The sequence below is a fragment of the Roseobacter cerffii genome (assembly GCF_054226325.1).
The window spans coordinates 2,180,992-2,197,140 of sequence record NZ_CM135757.1 but is presented as its reverse complement, the minus strand read 5'-3'; the positions used below and the strand labels follow the sequence as shown (position 1 = coordinate 2,197,140).

Here is a 16,149-nt window from a genome sequence, read left to right as displayed (position 1 = left end):
GGAGGCCGCGCATGCAAACCACCACCCGTGTCGCCATTATTGGAGGCGGCGTTGTCGGCTGCTCCGTGCTCTATCACCTGACGAAACTCGGCTGGTCGGATGTGATGCTGCTGGAACGCTCCGAGCTCACCTCCGGCTCCACCTGGCACGCCGCAGGCGGCTTCCATACGCTCAACGGCGACACCAACATGGCCGCCCTCCAGGGATATACCATCAATCTTTACAAGGAGTTGGAAGAGATCACCGGCATGTCCTGCGGGCTGCATCACGTGGGCGGCGTGACGCTCGCCGACAATCAGGACCGCTTCGACATGCTGCTGGCCGAACGGGCCAAGCACCGCTTCATGGGGCTCGAGACCGAGATCGTCGGGCCGGAAGAGATCAAACAGATCGCCCCCGTAACGAACACCGATGGCATCCTCGGCGCGCTCTACGACCCGCTCGACGGCCACCTCGACCCCTCCGGCACCACCCACGCCTATGCCAAGGCCGCACGCATGGGCGGGGCCACGATCGAGACCCACTGCATGGTGCGCGAGACCAACCAGCGCCCCGACGGCACCTGGGACGTGGTCACAGACAAGGGCACCATTCACGCGGAACACATTGTAAACGCTGGAGGATTATGGGCCCGCGAGGTCGGCGCCATGGCCGGGATCTACTTCCCCCTGCACCCTATGGAGCACCAGTATCTCGTCACCGAAGAGGTGCCCTTGATCGCCGAGATGAGCGCTGACGGCAAGGAGCATCCGCATGTGATGGACCCAGCGGGCGAAAGCTACCTGCGGCAAGAGGGCAAGGGCCTCTGCATCGGGTTCTACGAACAGCCCTGCCGTCCTTGGGCGGTCGATGGCACGTCGTGGGACTTCGGGCAGGACCTGCTGCCCAATGACTTCGACAAGATCGAGCAAAGCATTGATTTTGCATACAAACGCTTCCCCGATCTGGAGCGTGCGGGCGTCAAGAACGTGATCCACGGCCCCTTCACCTTCGCCCCCGACGGCAACCCGCTCGTCGGCCCCGTGCCGGGCATGCGCAACTACTGGTCCGCCTGCGGTGTCATGGCCGGGTTCAGCCAAGGCGGCGGCGTGGGCCTGATGCTCGCGCAATGGATGGTCGAGGGCGAGACCGAGCGCGACACCATGGCGATGGACGTCGCCCGCTTCGGCGACTGGATCACCCCGGGCTACACCTTGCCGAAAGTCATTGAAAACTATCAGAAAAGGTTCTCCGTTGCCTACCCGAACGAAGAGCTGCCCGCGGCGCGCCCAAACCGCACGACACCCATGTATGACATCTTCTCGGGGCTCAGCGCGGTCTGGGGCCAGCAATACGGGTTGGAGGTCGCGAACTACTTCGCCCAAGGCGATGAACCCACTTACGAGACCCCGTCCTTCCGCCGCTCCGATGCCTTCGCCGCCACCGCACGCGAGGTGAAAGCCGTCCGTGAAGCCGTTGGAATCAATGAGGTTCAGAACTTCGGAAAGTACCGCGTTACAGGCCCCCGCGCCCGCACTTGGCTGAACCGCATCATGGCCGGTCGCGTGCCCGCGCCCGGACGGCTGAGCCTCACGCCGATGCTCTCGCCCAAGGGCCGCCTGATCGGGGACTTCACCATTTCCTGCCTCGGCGACGAAGAATTCCAGCTCACCGCCTCCTACGGCGCGCAGGCCTTCCACTGGCGTTGGTTCCTGCAACATGCAGAAGAGGGCGTAACCCTCGAAAATATCAGCGATAAGCGCACAGGCTTTCAGATCGCCGGACCGAAGGCGCGCGATGTGCTCAGCGCCTGTACGCGCGCCGATATCTCCGACATGGCCTTCCTCGATGTCCGGCGGCTCACCGTCGGGATGGCCGACTGCATCGTGCAGCGCGTCAGCTACACCGGCGATCTCGGCTATGAGATCTATTGTGATCCGATGAGCCAGCGCGCGCTCTGGTCCACGCTCTGGACCGCCGGTCGGCCATTCGGCATGACGCCCTTCGGCATGCGCGCGATGATGTCGCTGCGGCTTGACAAGTTCTTTGGCAGCTGGATGGCCGAATTCTCGCCCGACTACACAGCGGCAGAAACCGGGCTCGACCGCTTTATCTCCTTCAAAAAGAACGATGATTTCATTGGGCGCGCCGCCGCCGAAGCGGAGCGAGACGCAGGCCCGACGCGCAAGCTGGTGGCCTTTGAGGTCGATGCGGATGACGCTGACGTCCAGGGTTATGAGCCCATCTGGCTCGACGGCAAGGTGGTCGGCTTCTGCACCTCCGGCGGCTATTCACACCATGCGCAGACGTCGGTCGCCCTGGGCTTCCTGTCCGCTGATCGCGCGGATGGCGCTCCGGATGTGGAGATCGAAATTCTCGGCCAGATGCGCCCCGCCCGTATGCTGGCCGCGCCGCTCTTCGATCCCGATGGCAGTCGCATGCGCGGCTGAGCGTCGCTTTCCGCCCCGCGGCTTTTGCGCTATCACGGGGGATGACCCCCGACACCGCGCGCGATCTTCCCGTTATCGTCTTGGCCGCTGGCCAATCGCGCCGCATGCGGGGTGCGGATAAGCTGCTCGAAGAGATCGACGGGGTGCCGCTACTGCGACGACAGGCAGAGCTGGCCTGCTCCGTCACCTCCGCTCCCGTCCTCGTGGCCTTGCCGCCAGCACCGCACCCGCGCTACCAATGCCTCGATGCGCTGGCCGTGAACCGGGTGCCGGTGCCGGACGCTAAGGAGGGGATGAACGCCAGTCTGCGCACCGCCTTTGCCGCGTTGCCGCCAGATGCACCTGCCGCGATGCTCCTGCTCGCGGATCTGCCTGAGTTGACGCGGGACGACTTGAACGACGTCCTTCAGGCCATTGATCTGAAATCTGATATCCAGATTTGGCGCGGTGCCACAGAGGCCGGAAAGCCCGGCCATCCGATTGTCTTTGCGGCCACGCTCTTTCCCGCTTTCGCCAAGTTAAGCGGCGACGGCGGGGGGCGCGACGTGGTTTCGCAAGCGGGCGAACATGTGAAGCTGATCCCATTGCCCGGCCAACGCGCCCGACGCGATCTCGACACCCCGGAAGACTGGGCGGCGTGGCGCGCGGAACGTGGGCAATCGGAACAGACCTGACCGGGTCAGGCGCCCGCCAGCAGCTTGGCCTCATAGCGTTTGAGAGACCGCCGCGCCGCCTGGTAAGACGCGATCCCGACGGGTGTCTTCAGCGCCGGGAAGAGATACTCCAACTCGCTGCGCTGCGCATGGCCCAAGCCACCGAGGCTGAAGTCCCCCGGCTGAAAACTCTCGGTCCAGGTCCCGTCCGACAGAACGACCTCATGCTGCTCGAACATGATGTGAATATAGGTCGTCCACGGCGCAGCCGCGGTCTCCACACCCGCGAGACCAACCAGATGTTTCGCCGCAACGAGAACCTCGCGTTCTTCGAAGTAGAGCAGCGTTTTGTCGTTTGAAACCAAGACCCTGTGGTTGGGGCTGAGCATCATATCGCGGGCTGGACGCCCGGGCCCCAAGGCACCTTTGCGGATCAGGATCGGTCTGAGGTGCGGATAGCGCGCCAGCTCGGCCCCTGTGAGCCCGCGGGTACCTTTCCAGCAAATCGTCTGGATCCCGTTGTCCCGCGTGATCACCGGGTCACCGGGCCGCAGATCCTCAACCGGGCGCTGCCCCAGCGGTGTCGCGATCAAGGTGCCGGGCGTGAAACAGATGGGCGTGGTGGCGCCGAGGATGTTCTCAATGTCTTCGAAGACAAGCTGACCGGTGGCATTGCCATCGGCGTCGAAGTACTCGACCACACCGTCCTCGCGATCACCCGAGGTGTAGCGCAGCACAAAGCTGCCATCGCCCTGCGAGCCGGTCAGGTCGAGTGTATCGAAGTCATCACCGCCGGAGCCGCCGTCGATCACATCCCCGGCGCCCACGTCGATAAACCGGTCACGGTCCGCACCGCCCGAGAGCGTGTCCTCGCCGCCCTCCGGCCCACCGCTCAGCAGGTCGTCACCAGCGTCCCCGCTCAGGTCATCATCACCGGCGCCCCCGAAGAGGCGGTCATTATCGTCGCCGCCCGAGAGCGTGTCATCGCCCGCTTCGCCAAAGATCGTATCGTTACCGTCCCCGCCCGAGAGGCTGTCATCGTCCAGAATGACAGGCGCGTCGAAGTAGACATCCGTGACGTTGATGCCGCTGTCGTTTTCACCGTCCTGGCTGTGCTCGATGACGATCTGGCTGATTGGGCCATCGATCCCAACCAGCACCGAATATGCCGGGTTCGTGATGCTGTCATAGCCGCCATTGCTGTCGGCCGTGTCGGCCCCCACTGCCCCACCGGTGTCGATCAGCGTGACCTCTTCCCCCGCGGTCAGGGTCACCGGAACCTCCTGCCCATCGGGGCCAAGGGCCGTGACCTTCACCACACCATCGCCGTCGATGTCATTGATCCGAAAGCTGATATTCGTGACCGGGCTGTCGAAGTCGAGCGCATAGGCCAGCGCTTCGTCCTCGATGCGTATCAGACTCGACAGCGCGCTGCGGTCGTTGATCGGCGCGCCATCGGCGTCCACCCCGTCGGTGATTTGACTGTCACTGTCAAAGCTGCTGCGCCCACCCTCCACATCGAGCGGTGTGTAGGTCACATTGATCAGCCCTGTGTTCTGGACAAAGCCGGTTTCAAGGCGGTCGTTGTTCTCAATCGGGTCCGCGTCGTTTGGGTCCGGCGCCAGGCTCCATTTGAACACCTGCCGCTCGGTGTCGGTGTCAGGCTCGGTCGGCGCGGCCCCATCAAGCGTGCGATCGCCATAGATCAGATCGTCGCCTGCGCCACCGTCGACCACATCGGACCCCGGCCCGGCGTAGATATCGTCGCCTCCCGCACCGGAGAACACCGTGTCGTTGCCCGCGCCCGCATCGACGATGTCATCATCGGGCGCTTCGCCGGGCAGCACCGCGTCTCCGGCATCGATCCGGTCACCCTCGAGGTCGCCCGAATAGTCGAGATCAATCAGCTCCGCGTCCTCGGTGCCTGACACGATGCCATCGGTCGTTGCCTGGGAGGCGAGGATATCGCGGTCGTAGATCGCAACAAAGTCGATCTCACCTTCGAAGAACTTCGAGAATTGCCCTTCGCGGACCTCGCGCGCGCCGAAGGTAAAGTTCTCGCCCCCTTCGTCTGTGGTGACAAGCGTCAGCCCTGTTTGCTCGAAGGCGAGGCTCTGGGTCTGTCCGGTGGTCAGGTTCTCGACCCGCAGCGTGCCGCCACTGGCCGAGGACCACGCGTAGGTCACCGCCACCTCATCGCCGCTGGAGAACAGGCAGGTTTGCGTGGTCAGCGCCAGCCGTTCACCATCGCTGAAATGGCGCACAAAAACCTGCCCCTCGCCCGTCACGCCGATCGAGAAATGACCATCCTCGCGCCGGTCGGCAAACTCGCCCCGGCTGATCAGAATGTCACGGGCATTTGCTGGCTGGTCGCCTTGGGTGAACCGAACCGAGACCGTCCCTTCGCTCAGGTCAAACGGCGCATCGGCGCCCCGGGTCGTGAAATAGTCGCCCCGCCCGTCGAGGCTCAGCCGACCGTGCTCTGCCCCTGCATCCCCAAATGGCGATCCGTTCTGCGCAATACCGTCGGCCAGACCGGTGTCCGACGTCTCGCGCGGGGACAGAAAATCCCAGAAACCGACGAGATACGCCGCGTTCGGATCGGTGGTGCTCTGCGCCATAATCGTCCCTTATACCGGCCCCCCGAACCAGGCGCGCCCGGCAGGCTGAAAATCGTACCGTCTCCCCCCTTGCGACACCTCAGAGGTCGCACCGTGCCAGCGTCACGGTCTGCTTGGTCTCCACGCCGATGAACTGCTCCCAAGGCACATCTGGAAAAAGCATGACCACTTTTTTATCGGCGCACGACGTTCTCACAAAGGGGAATTTGTCAGAAAACGCCCCAAAATGAGGCAGTTGCATGCAGCGCCGCGTCTTGCCGATCTCGAGCGCGTGGACGGCAACGCAAGATTGTTTCGCAGTCGACGCGAGCACGTTTTATGCAAAGTCGAATGATTAGAGCGGATTGGACAGACGCGTCACACCAGGACGGGCCCGCAGGCCCGCAGCCCCGTTTCCATCTGCGCAACAGTGCAACCCGCTATGCGGGTAGAGAAAAACTGCCGGTCGGCCGACATTTTTCCGCCACAATTTCAACATATTCGCGAAATCAGCCTGGCTTATGCAGGCGTGAGTTTAGGAATGCTCAAGAATCGGGCGCCGTTGCCGCGCCCACCACCAGCCATCGCAAAGGCCTGCGAGGTGGTACCCAAGGCCGGACTCGAACCGGCACGCCCGAAGGCGGGGGATTTTGAATCCCCTGCGTCTACCATTCCGCCACTTGGGCAACACGGGCGGCTTACCGCGTGGGTGCTCTGCGGGCAAGAGGATTTTGCCACCCGACCCTGCAGCCCTGCTTGACCCGACCGCGATCCCATGGTCTTGCAAGGCAAAACAAACGGAAGGTCGCAGGCCATGTTGCGCAGCCTCTACGATTGGACATTGAGCAAAGTCGATCACCCGCACGCGCTCTGGGTGCTGGCCTTCGTCAGCTTCATCGAAAGCTCCGTCTTTCCGATCCCACCGGATGTGCTGATGATCCCGATGATCATTGCTCGCCCCTCGCGCGCCTGGCTGATCGCGGGCGTGTGCCTGGTGGCCTCGGTTCTGGGCGGCGTTCTCGGTTATGCCATCGGGGCCTTTGCTTTCGAGGCGATCGGGCAACCCATTCTCCAGACCTTGGGCAAGGCAGAGGCGATGGAGGCCTTCAACAGCCGTTTCAACGACTTCGGCTTCTGGGCGGTTCTAACCGCGGGCGTCACACCCTTCCCCTACAAGGTGATCACGATCATGTCCGGCTGGACCTCGATGCCGCTGGGAACCTTCATCGCCACCTCGATCCTTGCACGCGGCCTGCGGTTCTTCATCGTCGCCTTCCTGCTTTGGAAATTCGGTGCGCCGATCCGTGATTTCATTGAAAAGCGCCTGGGGCTGATGTTCACGCTCTTCATCGTCCTGCTCGTCGGTGGCTTCGCGGCGCTCAAGTTCCTGTGACGCGCGCTGCGCTGATATCCGCCGCGGCCCTCGGGTCAGCTGCGCTGCTTATCGGCGCCTTCGCCTTCCAGCATCTGGGCGGCCTGCCGCCCTGCAAGCTGTGTATCTGGCAGCGCTATCCACATGTCATTGCGATCCTGCTGGGGCTGATCGCGCTGCGGGTGCGCCATGCAGGCATCGCTCTTCTGGGTGTGCTGGCCGCCCTCGCAACCGCAGCGGTTGGCGCCTTTCACGTGGGGGTCGAGCAAGGCTGGTGGGAAGGCCCCACCAGCTGTTCCGCGGGCCCGGTTCAGGGTATGAGCACCGATGACCTGATGGACCAGATCATGGCTGCGCCGCTGGTGCGCTGTGATGAGATCGCGTGGCAGATGCTGGGGCTCAGCATGGCGGGATGGAACGCGCTTCTCTCGCTCGGCCTCGCTGCGATCTGGCTGCTGGCGCTGCGCCGCACCTAGCTGTCCTTGCGGGTGCTCAGCAGCAGGCTGGTTTCGCTCGCGGTGACCCCGTCCAGCCTGCGCACCTGAAACAGCACCTGGTCGAACCGCTCCAACGTGTCCGTCCCGATCTCCACGATCACATCCCACCGCCCGTTGGTCGAATAGACCCGGCGCACCTCCGGCATGCCGGACAGATGCCGCAGGATACGGTCCGTGCCCCGGCCCTCGATAGCAATCATCATCAACCCGCGCACCGGGTCGCTGAGCGTGTCCTCCTTCATCACCACCGTGAATCCCAGGATGTCGCCCCGCTCCTGCAGCCTGGCCAGCCGGGTGCGCACCGTCGCGCGGGTCAGGCCCAGTTCGACGGCGAGATCAGAGAGCGATGCGCGTGCATTGTGGCGCAGCGCGCTGATCAGACACTTGTCCATATCGTCCATTGTGAGCACCCAGAATGATCGTTTGGCGAACGATATGATCGAAATGGCCAGTTGTCCATCGCACGAAGCGATCAGTATCTTGCACGAAACCTCGCCTCATGGAGCCCTCGATGACCCCGAACACCTGCCTTCTCTACGGCGCGCCGATGGATTGCGGCAAGCGCCGCCGCGGTTGCCTCATGGGCCCCGACGCCTACCGCACCGCAGGATTGGCCGAAGCGCTGGAAGGGCTGGGGCATGAGGTTGAAGATCGGGGCAATGTGGCGCCCGCGACCTTCACACCCGAACCTCATGCGCGTCTGCATGCGCTCGAGGAGACGATTGCCTGGACCACGGCCTTGGCCGATGCGGCAGAGACCGGTTTGCAAGACGGTCTGCCGATCTTCATGGGCGGCGATCACGCGCTGGCGTTGGGGACGGTCTTGGGCGCCATGCGCCACGCCGAGGCGCAGGAGCGGCCCCTCTTCGTGCTCTGGCTCGACGCGCACAGCGATTTCCACACGCCCGCCACCACCGACAGCGGCAATCTGCATGGCACGCCTTTGGGGTACGTCACAGGCCGCCCTGATTTCGAGGGGTTCCCTCCCATCGCGACGCCGCTTCCGCAGGACAACATCGCCATCATCGGCCTGCGCTCGGTCGATAGTGCCGAGCGCGCGGCACTTCAGGACACGGACATTCAGCGCGTGGACATGCGCGAGATTGACGAGACCGGGATTGCAAAGCCCCTCGCCCGCTTTCTCGACCGGGTCGCGGCGGCAGGCGGCATGCTGCATGTCTCGCTCGATGTGGATTTCCTCGACCCCAGCGTCGCACCGGCGGTGGGCACCACCGTGCCGGGCGGCGCGACCATCCGCGAAGCGCATCTGGTCATGGAGATGCTGCACGACAGCGGATTGATGACCTCGCTCGATCTGGTCGAGCTCAACCCCTTCCTCGATGAACGCGGGCGGACCGCGCAGGTGATGGTCGATCTCGCCGCCTCGGCCCTCGGACGCCGGGTCTTCGACCGCCCCACCCGCGCGTATTGATCCGCCGCGTGCTGACAAAAAGGACACTGCAATGACCGTTCTCACACCCTCCGACAAGGCGCTCGTGCCTTTCGTCTCCGTCGATCATATGATGCAGCTGATCCACCGGATCGGCATCGAAGACATGCTGCGTGGGCTGGCCGACTATATCGAGGCGGATTTCAAGCGCTGGCAGCTCTTCGACAAGACGCCGCGTGTGGCCAGCCATTCCGCCGAAGGGGTGATCGAGCTGATGCCAACCTCCGATGGCGAGGTCTACGGCTTCAAGTATGTCAACGGGCATCCCAAGAACACCGCCGAAGGGCTGCAGACGGTCACGGCCTTTGGGCTGCTCGCCGATGTGGCCTCCGGCTATCCGGTGCTGCTGAGCGAGATGACGCTGCTCACCGCGATGCGCACCGCCGCCACCTCGGCGCTGGTGGCGCGGACGCTGGCCCCAAGAAACAGCGCAGTCATGGCGATGATCGGCAATGGTGCGCAGTCCGAGTTCCAGACATTGGCGATGAAAGCCATCTGCGGGCTCAACGAGGTCCGGCTCTTCGATATCGACGCTGCGGCCACCCGGAAATGCGCAGACAACCTGGCGGGCATGGGTGTGACTGTCACCCCCTGCAGCACAGCGGAGGATGCCATTCTCGGCGCCCAGATCATCACCACCTGCACCGCCGACAAGCAATATGCGACAATCTTGACCGACAACATGATCGGCTCGGGCGTGCATATCAACGCCATCGGCGGCGATTGCCCCGGCAAGACCGAGCTTGCCCCGGCGATTCTGACCCGGTCGGATATCTTCGTGGAATACCCTGAGCAGACCCGCATCGAAGGTGAAATCCAACAGCTTGAAGACGATCACCCGGTCACCGAAATCTGGCAGGTCCTAACCGGCCAAGCACCGGGCCGCCGGTCGGACGAGCAGATCACGCTTTTTGATTCCGTTGGCTTCGCAATCGAGGACTTTTCCGCTCTGCGCTACATCCGCGATCAGCTGAAATCCACCGGGCTCTACGATGCGCTCGACATGCTGGCCGACCCGGACGATCCGCGCGATCTCTTTGGAATGTTGCAGCGCTCACGTCCGAGCTGAGCCGTTTTGGGGTCACCCAAAACCAAATAGAAAAGCATGCGCGGCGCAGCCGCGCTCCGCTGGATCAGCAGATTATCCCTCTGTGACGTCGTGACCATAGAGCCAGTCGAACTGGCGCATCATGAGGCCCGGTGCGATCCTGCTGCCCAGCGACAGGCCAAGATGCGCCAACCGCCGCGCCGGACCCTCGCGCAGATGGTACTTCCACGCATTGGCACTCGCGGCATCGATCACCTTCACCGCACGGGCCCGGCGCAGGGTCTGATACTGCGCCTCAGCCGTCCCCGCTGCGAGGCGAGAGGCCAGGACCCAGGCGTCCTCAAGCGCAAGGTTCGCGCCCTGTGCGAGAAAGGGCAGCGTCGGATGCGCCGCGTCGCCGAGCAGGGCCACGTTCTCGCGCATCCAGCAATCGGCCACAGGATGCCGAAACAGCCCCCAGAGGCTCACCTGCTCGACCTGCGCCAGCATCTCGGCCACAGGCCCGCCGAAATCTGAGAAGGCCGCACGCAGGGCGTCCGGATCGTCACTATGATGCCACCCCTCCGCGGCCCACGCCTCTCGCTCCTGTACAGCAACGAGGTTCATCAGGCTGCCGCCGCGCAGAGGATAGCTGACCACATGCCGCCCCGGCCCCATGGTCACGCGTGCCTCCGGCCTCGCACCTTGAGCCGGCACGGTCGCGCGCCAGGCCACCTGGCCTGTGAACTCTGCCTCCGCCCCAGGCGAAACCACGGGCCTCCCCACCGAATGGATGCCATCTGCACAGATCACCACCTCCGCCCGCATGTCTTCGCCGCTGGCCAGCGTGAGATGTGGCATAGGCCCGGGCAAGATCTGGTGTACCTCCTGCCCGAGGTGCAGCGTCACATTGGCCTCCCGCGCGGCCTGCGCCAAGACAGTGACCAAGTCGTGCCGGTGAACGAAGAGGTATCGCTGATCGCGCAGGCGGGTCAGGTCAAGCCGTGCGACCTGGGCACCCGCCTTGTAGTCTGACAGAACCACAGCCTGCGCCATCACCGCGCCCCGGCGTAGCAAAGCGTTTTCCAGACCAAGCGCGCGCAGCACGGCCAGGCCGTTGGGGCTGATCTGCAGCCCGGCGCCAACTTCACGAATTTCAGGCGTACGCTCATAGAGCGTTACGGCAACACCGCGCCGCGCGAGCGCGGTGGCGCAGGCCAACCCGCCGATGCCCGCTCCAACAACAATCGCATTCCTGATCATTGCAGACCCTCAAAACAAAAACGCCGAAGCCTACGCTTCGACGCTTTTACGGTCGATCACCCGGATTTCCACCGGATCAATCGTCGCGGTGGACCTTCTCGCGGCGCTCATGACGCTCCTGCGCTTCGAGGCTCATCGTCGCAATAGGCCGCGCATCGAGGCGCTTCAGCGAAATCGGCTCGCCGGTGACGGAACAATAGCCAAACTCGCCCTCTTCGATCCGGCGAAGTGCCCCGTCGATCTTGCTCACCAGCTTGCGCTGGCGGTCCCGGGTGCGCAGTTCCAGCGCGCGGTCGGTCTCTTCAGAGGCGCGGTCCGCTACGTCGGGAATATTGCGGGTCCCGTCCTGCAGCCCTTCGATGGTATCGCGGCTGCCGGCCAGAAGTTCGGCACGCCAATTCAGCAGCTTGCGGCGGAAGTATTCCACCTGGCGTTCATTCATGAACGGCTCATCCTCGGCCGGACGATAATCATCCGGCAGAAACAGTTCCTGTTTCATTGGCTTCCCCTCAACATGGCTAACGTCTGTCATTCGCTACTTGTCCCTAGGCCAAGTGCCCCCGTGCGCCACGATCTACCGCACGTCCTTTCGATTGTCACTACACAATCCGGAAGAAATACGGCTAAAAGCATCACAACTCAGCGCGTCACAAGGGGTTGACAGAACATGAAATTCCAAGGCACCGCCGACTACATCGCAACGGACGATCTGACGATCGCGGTTAACGCGGCGGTGACGCTGGAGCGGCCCCTTCTCGTCAAGGGCGAACCCGGCACGGGCAAGACGGAACTCGCGCGCCAGGTGAGCGCGTCGCTTGATCTGCCGATGATTGAGTGGAACATCAAGTCCACAACCCGTGCACAACAGGGCCTTTACGAGTATGACGCCGTCAGCCGCCTGCGCGACAGCCAGCTCGGCGATGAACGGGTGCATGATGTCGCCAACTACATCCGCAAGGGCAAGCTGTGGGAGGCGTTCGAGGCGGACCAGAAGGTGGTCCTGCTGATTGATGAGATCGACAAGGCGGATATCGAGTTTCCAAACGACCTGTTGCAGGAGCTCGATAAGATGGAGTTCTTCGTCTACGAGACCGGCGAGACCATCCGCGCGCGGCATCGCCCCATCGTGATCATCACCTCCAACAATGAAAAGGAGCTGCCCGATGCTTTCCTGCGCCGCTGCTTTTTCCACTATATCCGCTTTCCGGAGATGGAGACCCTGCGCCAGATCGTCGAGGTGCATTTCCCCGGTATCAAGGACGCCTTGCTGACCACGGCGCTAACGCAATTCTATGAAATTCGGGATCAGGCCGGGTTGAAGAAGAAGCCGTCGACGTCCGAGGTGCTGGACTGGCTCAAGCTGCTACTCGCCGAAGACCTGACCGCCGACGACCTGAAGACCTCCGGTGCCAACGCCTTGCCAAAACTGCACGGCGCCTTGCTGAAGAACGAGCAGGATGTGCATCTGTTCGAGCGTCTGGCCTTCCTGGCCCGCAGCGGGCGGTGACACAGCGCATTTGACAGAACCCTGCCTTCGCTGCAGAGTAAAAGTTAATGATCCGCGGCGCTAAGATCGCGGGCGTGAGCTTTAGGCAGGCAGACAAATGACAGACCCGAACACCGTCGTCGTGCGCCCGTTGCGTGCGGCCGACAAGGCAGAATGGGCAGAGCTCTGGACGGCGTATCTCGCCTTCTACGAAACAGCGCGCCCACCGCATATTTTCGATCTTTATTTCGCACGTCTTCTCGGAGATGACCCGCAGGACTATAGCTGCCTCGTGGCCGAGCAGGCCGGGCGACTTGTGGGGCTCACTCATTATCTATTTCACCGCCACGGCTGGTCCGAGGAAAACGTCTGCTATCTCCAGGACCTCTACGCGGCCCATGACGTCCGCGGCGTGGGCATTGGCCGGGCACTTATCGAAGCTGTCTATGCCGCCGCAGATGCCGAAGGCGCGCCGGGGGTCTATTGGCTCACGCAGGATTTCAACGCCACCGCGCGGCAGCTCTATGACCGGATCGGTGTGAAGACACCCTTTATCAAGTACATCCGGCAATGAAGCGCCGGATCATCCTGCCACTGGTCATGCTGCTCAACGCCTGCGTGCCCATCACGCAAGGCAGCACACCGTCACGGGCCGTCATCGCCGAAAGCACCCTGCCCCCGATGAAAACCTTCGGGCGCGCGCAGGTGGCCCGCCCGCCGCTCGCCAATGCGGATTTGATCCAGGATTTCCTCGATCTCTCATTCCAGTTGGAAAGCGGGCGGACGCTGCCCGTGCTCACGCGGTTCGAGGGCCCGATCAGCCTGCGGGTCACCGGCGCACCGCCGCCCACGCTGGCCGGCGACCTCGGCGCGCTGCTGGCGCGGCTGCGGACAGAGGCGGGCCTGAGCATCACCACCACCACCCGGACCGACGCGAACATCACGATCGAAGCCGTCTCGCGCGCCGAGATCCGTCGTGTGCTGCCGCAGGCCGCCTGCTTTGTCGTGCCCAACGTGGGATCGCTGCAGGAGTATCGCGGCGCCCGCCGAAACCCGCGCACCAACTGGGCGCTGCTCGAGACGCGCGAGCGCATCGCGATCTTCCTGCCCCGCGACGCCAGCCCGCAGGAAACCCGCGACTGCCTGCATGAAGAGCTGGCCCAGGCCCTGGGTCCGCTGAACGATCTCTACCGGCTGCCCAACTCGGTCTTCAACGACGACAATGTGCATACGGTGCTGACGAATTTCGACATGCTGATCCTGCGCGCCACCTACGCACCAGAACTGCAGTCGGGCATGTCCCGGGTTGAGGTCGCGCGGCGGCTGCCCGCGATTTTTGCCCGGCTGAACCCTGCGGGCCAGACCGGTCCGCGCCCGCGCGCCGCCCCCACCCCGCAGAGCTGGCGCACGGCCATTCAAACCGCGCTTGGCCCCGGCACCAATCGCGACGCACGCCGGTCCGCCGCAGGAACGGCGGTCGCAATTGCGCAGGACCAGGGCTGGACCGACAACCGCCGCGCCTTTGCCCACTATGCGCTCGGCCGCGCGCTGCAAAGCGTCGATCCCATCGCCGCGCAGCAGCAGTATCGCACATCCGATCAATTCTATGCCCGGTCGCGAGCAACCCAGCTGCACCGCGCCTATGTCGCCACACAGCTTGCGGCCTATGCGCTCGTCGATGGTGATGGCCGGGGTGCGCTGCGCTTGATTGAGCCGCATTTGCAGCCTGCGCGGCAATCGCAAAACGCAGCCCTGCTGGCCACGCTGCAGCTGATGCAAGCCGAGGCGCTGAGCCTGCTGGGGCGGGAGAGCGAAGCACGTGCGGTGCGTCTGGACAGTTTGGGGTGGGCACGCTACGGGTTCGGCCCAGATTGGGCGGTCCGGGCCAAGCAGCGAGAGATCGCTGAATTGGTCCCGGGCCCGCCCCCGGCCTGACCACCCAGCACCGAGGGTCGGACCGCACAGACAGAACGGGGACCTGAATGATCGTAATCGCTGCCGCACTATTGGGCGCTCTCATCGGCGGGCTGACCGCCGCCCGGCGCAAGGGCAACAAGAAGGACATAGCCCAATACGCGGCTGGTTATGCCATGGCCTTCATGATCGTCGGCATGATCCTCACAGTGGTGCTGGACCGGATGCTGTTGTAAGCTCGCCGGCGATGTTCCTGCCTTTCTTCGACGCCCTGCGCAAGAATGCCGTCCCCGTCTCGCTGCGGGAATTCCTGTCGTTTCTCGAGGGGCTGCAGGCGGGGCTCGCCACCTATGATGTGGAGGCGTTCTACTACCTCGCGCGCCTGACGCTGGTCAAAGATGAGCGCAACATCGACAAGTTTGACCGCGCCTTTGCCACCGCCTTCTCGGGGCTGGAGCAGATATCCACCGAGGATGTGCTGGAGGCTGTCGATATCCCGCGCGACTGGCTCGAGAAGATGGCTGAAAAGCATCTTAGCGCCGAGGAAAAGGCGGAGATCGACGCCTTGGGTGGATTCGACAAGCTGATGGAAACGCTCAAACAGCGGCTTGAGGAGCAGAAAGGTCGCCACCAGGGCGGCAACAAGTGGATCGGCACCGCTGGCACCTCGCCCTTCGGCGCCTATGGCTACAACCCCGAAGGCGTGCGCATCGGCCAGGACCGCTCGCGCCATCAGCGCGCGACCAAGGTCTGGGACAAACGCGAGTTCCGCAACCTCGACGACACGGTGGAGCTCGGCACCCGCAACATCAAGGTGGCGCTGAAGCGGTTGCGCCGCTGGGCCCGGGACGGGGCTGACGAAGAGCTGGACCTGAACGGCACCATCCGCGCGACAGCGGAGCATGGTTATCTCGATGTGAAAACGAGGCCCGAGCGGCGCAACGCGGTCAAGGTCTTGCTGTTTCTTGACGTCGGCGGCTCCATGGACCCGCATGTGAAGGTGGTGGAGGAGCTTTTCTCCGCCGCACGCGCCGAGTTCAAGCATATGGAATATTACTACTTCCACAATTGCATCTATGAGGGGCTCTGGCGCGATAACCGCCGCCGCTGGGACGCACAGATCCCCACCCATGAGGTGCTGCGCACCTACGGGCCCGACTACAAATGCATCTTCGTAGGAGATGCCTCGATGTCACCGTACGAGATCGCCTATCCCGGTGGTGCCAACGAGCATTGGAACGCGGAAAGCGGCGCCACTTGGCTCACGCGTCTGCGCGAGCAATGGCCTGCAACACTTTGGATCAACCCGGTGCCCGAGAAATACTGGCCTTACACCCAGTCGATCTCGATGATTCAGGAGCTGCTGGGGCAGGAGGCGATGGTGCCGATGACGCTGTCGGGCATTGAGCGCGGCATGAAGGTCCTCAGCCGCTAACCCGGACCGGTGCCTACATCGCT

General features: G+C 63.6%; 15 protein-coding genes and 1 tRNA gene. 11 read left to right on the top strand and 5 right to left on the bottom strand.

The window, feature by feature from the left end:
• Positions 1–11: 11 nt before the first annotated feature.
• Both ACVC7O_RS10615 and ACVC7O_RS10610 read left to right on the top strand, forming a co-directional pair.
• Positions 12–2,429 (top strand): GcvT family protein, encoded by a 2,418-nt coding sequence (locus tag ACVC7O_RS10615; RefSeq protein ID WP_458322111.1) that lies wholly within the window; start codon positions 12–14, stop codon positions 2,427–2,429.
• 41 nt (positions 2,430–2,470) lie between these two features.
• Positions 2,471–3,103 (top strand): nucleotidyltransferase family protein, encoded by a 633-nt coding sequence (locus ACVC7O_RS10610; RefSeq protein ID WP_458322110.1) that lies wholly within the window; start codon positions 2,471–2,473, stop codon positions 3,101–3,103.
• A 5-nt stretch (positions 3,104–3,108) separates the two neighbouring features.
• On the opposite strand, the gene ACVC7O_RS10605 is transcribed toward ACVC7O_RS10610, so the two are convergent.
• Together ACVC7O_RS10605 and ACVC7O_RS10600 are read right to left on the bottom strand one after the other, a co-directional pair.
• On the bottom strand, positions 3,109–5,703 hold the full coding sequence (locus ACVC7O_RS10605) for a Hint domain-containing protein (protein ID WP_458322109.1): 2,595 nt from the start codon (positions 5,701–5,703) through the stop codon (positions 3,109–3,111).
• 581 nt (positions 5,704–6,284) lie between these two features.
• Positions 6,285–6,368: transfer RNA gene (locus tag ACVC7O_RS10600), tRNA-Leu, on the bottom strand.
• Between the two features lie 128 nt (positions 6,369–6,496).
• Here ACVC7O_RS10600 and ACVC7O_RS10595 point away from each other — a divergent pair.
• Positions 6,497–7,075: a YqaA family protein gene (locus ACVC7O_RS10595; protein ID WP_458322108.1), complete on the top strand. Its 579-nt coding sequence runs from the start codon at positions 6,497–6,499 to the stop codon at positions 7,073–7,075.
• A complete protein-coding gene (locus tag ACVC7O_RS10590) occupies positions 7,072–7,530 on the top strand; it encodes a disulfide bond formation protein B (protein WP_458322107.1) in 459 nt (152 codons plus the stop codon). Before ACVC7O_RS10595 ends, ACVC7O_RS10590 begins: the two co-directional genes overlap by 4 nt.
• On the opposite strand, the gene ACVC7O_RS10585 is transcribed toward ACVC7O_RS10590, so the two are convergent.
• On the bottom strand, positions 7,527–7,952 hold the full coding sequence (locus ACVC7O_RS10585; RefSeq protein WP_458322106.1) for an Lrp/AsnC family transcriptional regulator: 426 nt from the start codon (positions 7,950–7,952) through the stop codon (positions 7,527–7,529). The two genes, ACVC7O_RS10590 and ACVC7O_RS10585, sit on opposite strands and share 4 nt — an antisense overlap.
• Before the next feature lie 110 nt (positions 7,953–8,062).
• Between ACVC7O_RS10585 and rocF the strand changes: the two genes are divergently transcribed.
• Positions 8,063–8,983 (top strand): arginase, encoded by a 921-nt coding sequence (rocF, locus tag ACVC7O_RS10580; protein ID WP_458322105.1) that lies wholly within the window; start codon positions 8,063–8,065, stop codon positions 8,981–8,983.
• Between the two features lie 31 nt (positions 8,984–9,014).
• Positions 9,015–10,070, top strand: coding sequence for an ornithine cyclodeaminase (locus ACVC7O_RS10575; protein ID WP_458322104.1), 1,056 nt, complete (start codon positions 9,015–9,017; stop codon positions 10,068–10,070).
• A gap of 72 nt (positions 10,071–10,142) precedes the next feature.
• On the opposite strand, the gene ACVC7O_RS10570 is transcribed toward ACVC7O_RS10575, so the two are convergent.
• Together ACVC7O_RS10570 and dksA are read right to left on the bottom strand one after the other, a co-directional pair.
• Complete coding sequence (locus tag ACVC7O_RS10570) at positions 10,143–11,291, bottom strand: FAD-dependent monooxygenase (RefSeq protein WP_458322103.1); 1,149 nt, start codon at positions 11,289–11,291, stop codon at positions 10,143–10,145.
• Between the two features lie 76 nt (positions 11,292–11,367).
• Positions 11,368–11,790 (bottom strand): RNA polymerase-binding protein DksA, encoded by a 423-nt coding sequence (gene dksA / locus ACVC7O_RS10565; RefSeq protein ID WP_159976436.1) that lies wholly within the window; start codon positions 11,788–11,790, stop codon positions 11,368–11,370.
• A gap of 168 nt (positions 11,791–11,958) precedes the next feature.
• Between dksA and ACVC7O_RS10560 the strand changes: the two genes are divergently transcribed.
• From ACVC7O_RS10560 to ACVC7O_RS10540, 5 genes are all read left to right on the top strand, one after another.
• The gene (locus ACVC7O_RS10560; RefSeq protein WP_458322102.1) at positions 11,959–12,798 is read left to right on the top strand and encodes an AAA family ATPase; all 840 of its coding nucleotides are present in this window, start codon (positions 11,959–11,961) and stop codon (positions 12,796–12,798) included.
• A 97-nt stretch (positions 12,799–12,895) separates the two neighbouring features.
• On the top strand, positions 12,896–13,351 hold the full coding sequence (locus ACVC7O_RS10555; protein WP_458322101.1) for an N-acetyltransferase family protein: 456 nt from the start codon (positions 12,896–12,898) through the stop codon (positions 13,349–13,351).
• Positions 13,348–14,712, top strand: a complete 1,365-nt coding sequence (locus ACVC7O_RS10550) for a DUF2927 domain-containing protein (protein WP_458322100.1) — start codon at positions 13,348–13,350, stop codon at positions 14,710–14,712. Before ACVC7O_RS10555 ends, ACVC7O_RS10550 begins: the two co-directional genes overlap by 4 nt.
• 47 nt (positions 14,713–14,759) lie before the next feature.
• On the top strand, positions 14,760–14,927 hold the full coding sequence (locus ACVC7O_RS10545; protein WP_458322099.1) for an apolipoprotein acyltransferase: 168 nt from the start codon (positions 14,760–14,762) through the stop codon (positions 14,925–14,927).
• Positions 14,928–14,938: 11 nt separating this feature from the next.
• Entirely contained in the window at positions 14,939–16,126 is a 1,188-nt protein-coding gene (locus tag ACVC7O_RS10540; RefSeq protein WP_458322098.1) for a vWA domain-containing protein, read from the top strand.
• Positions 16,127–16,149 lie beyond the last annotated feature (23 nt).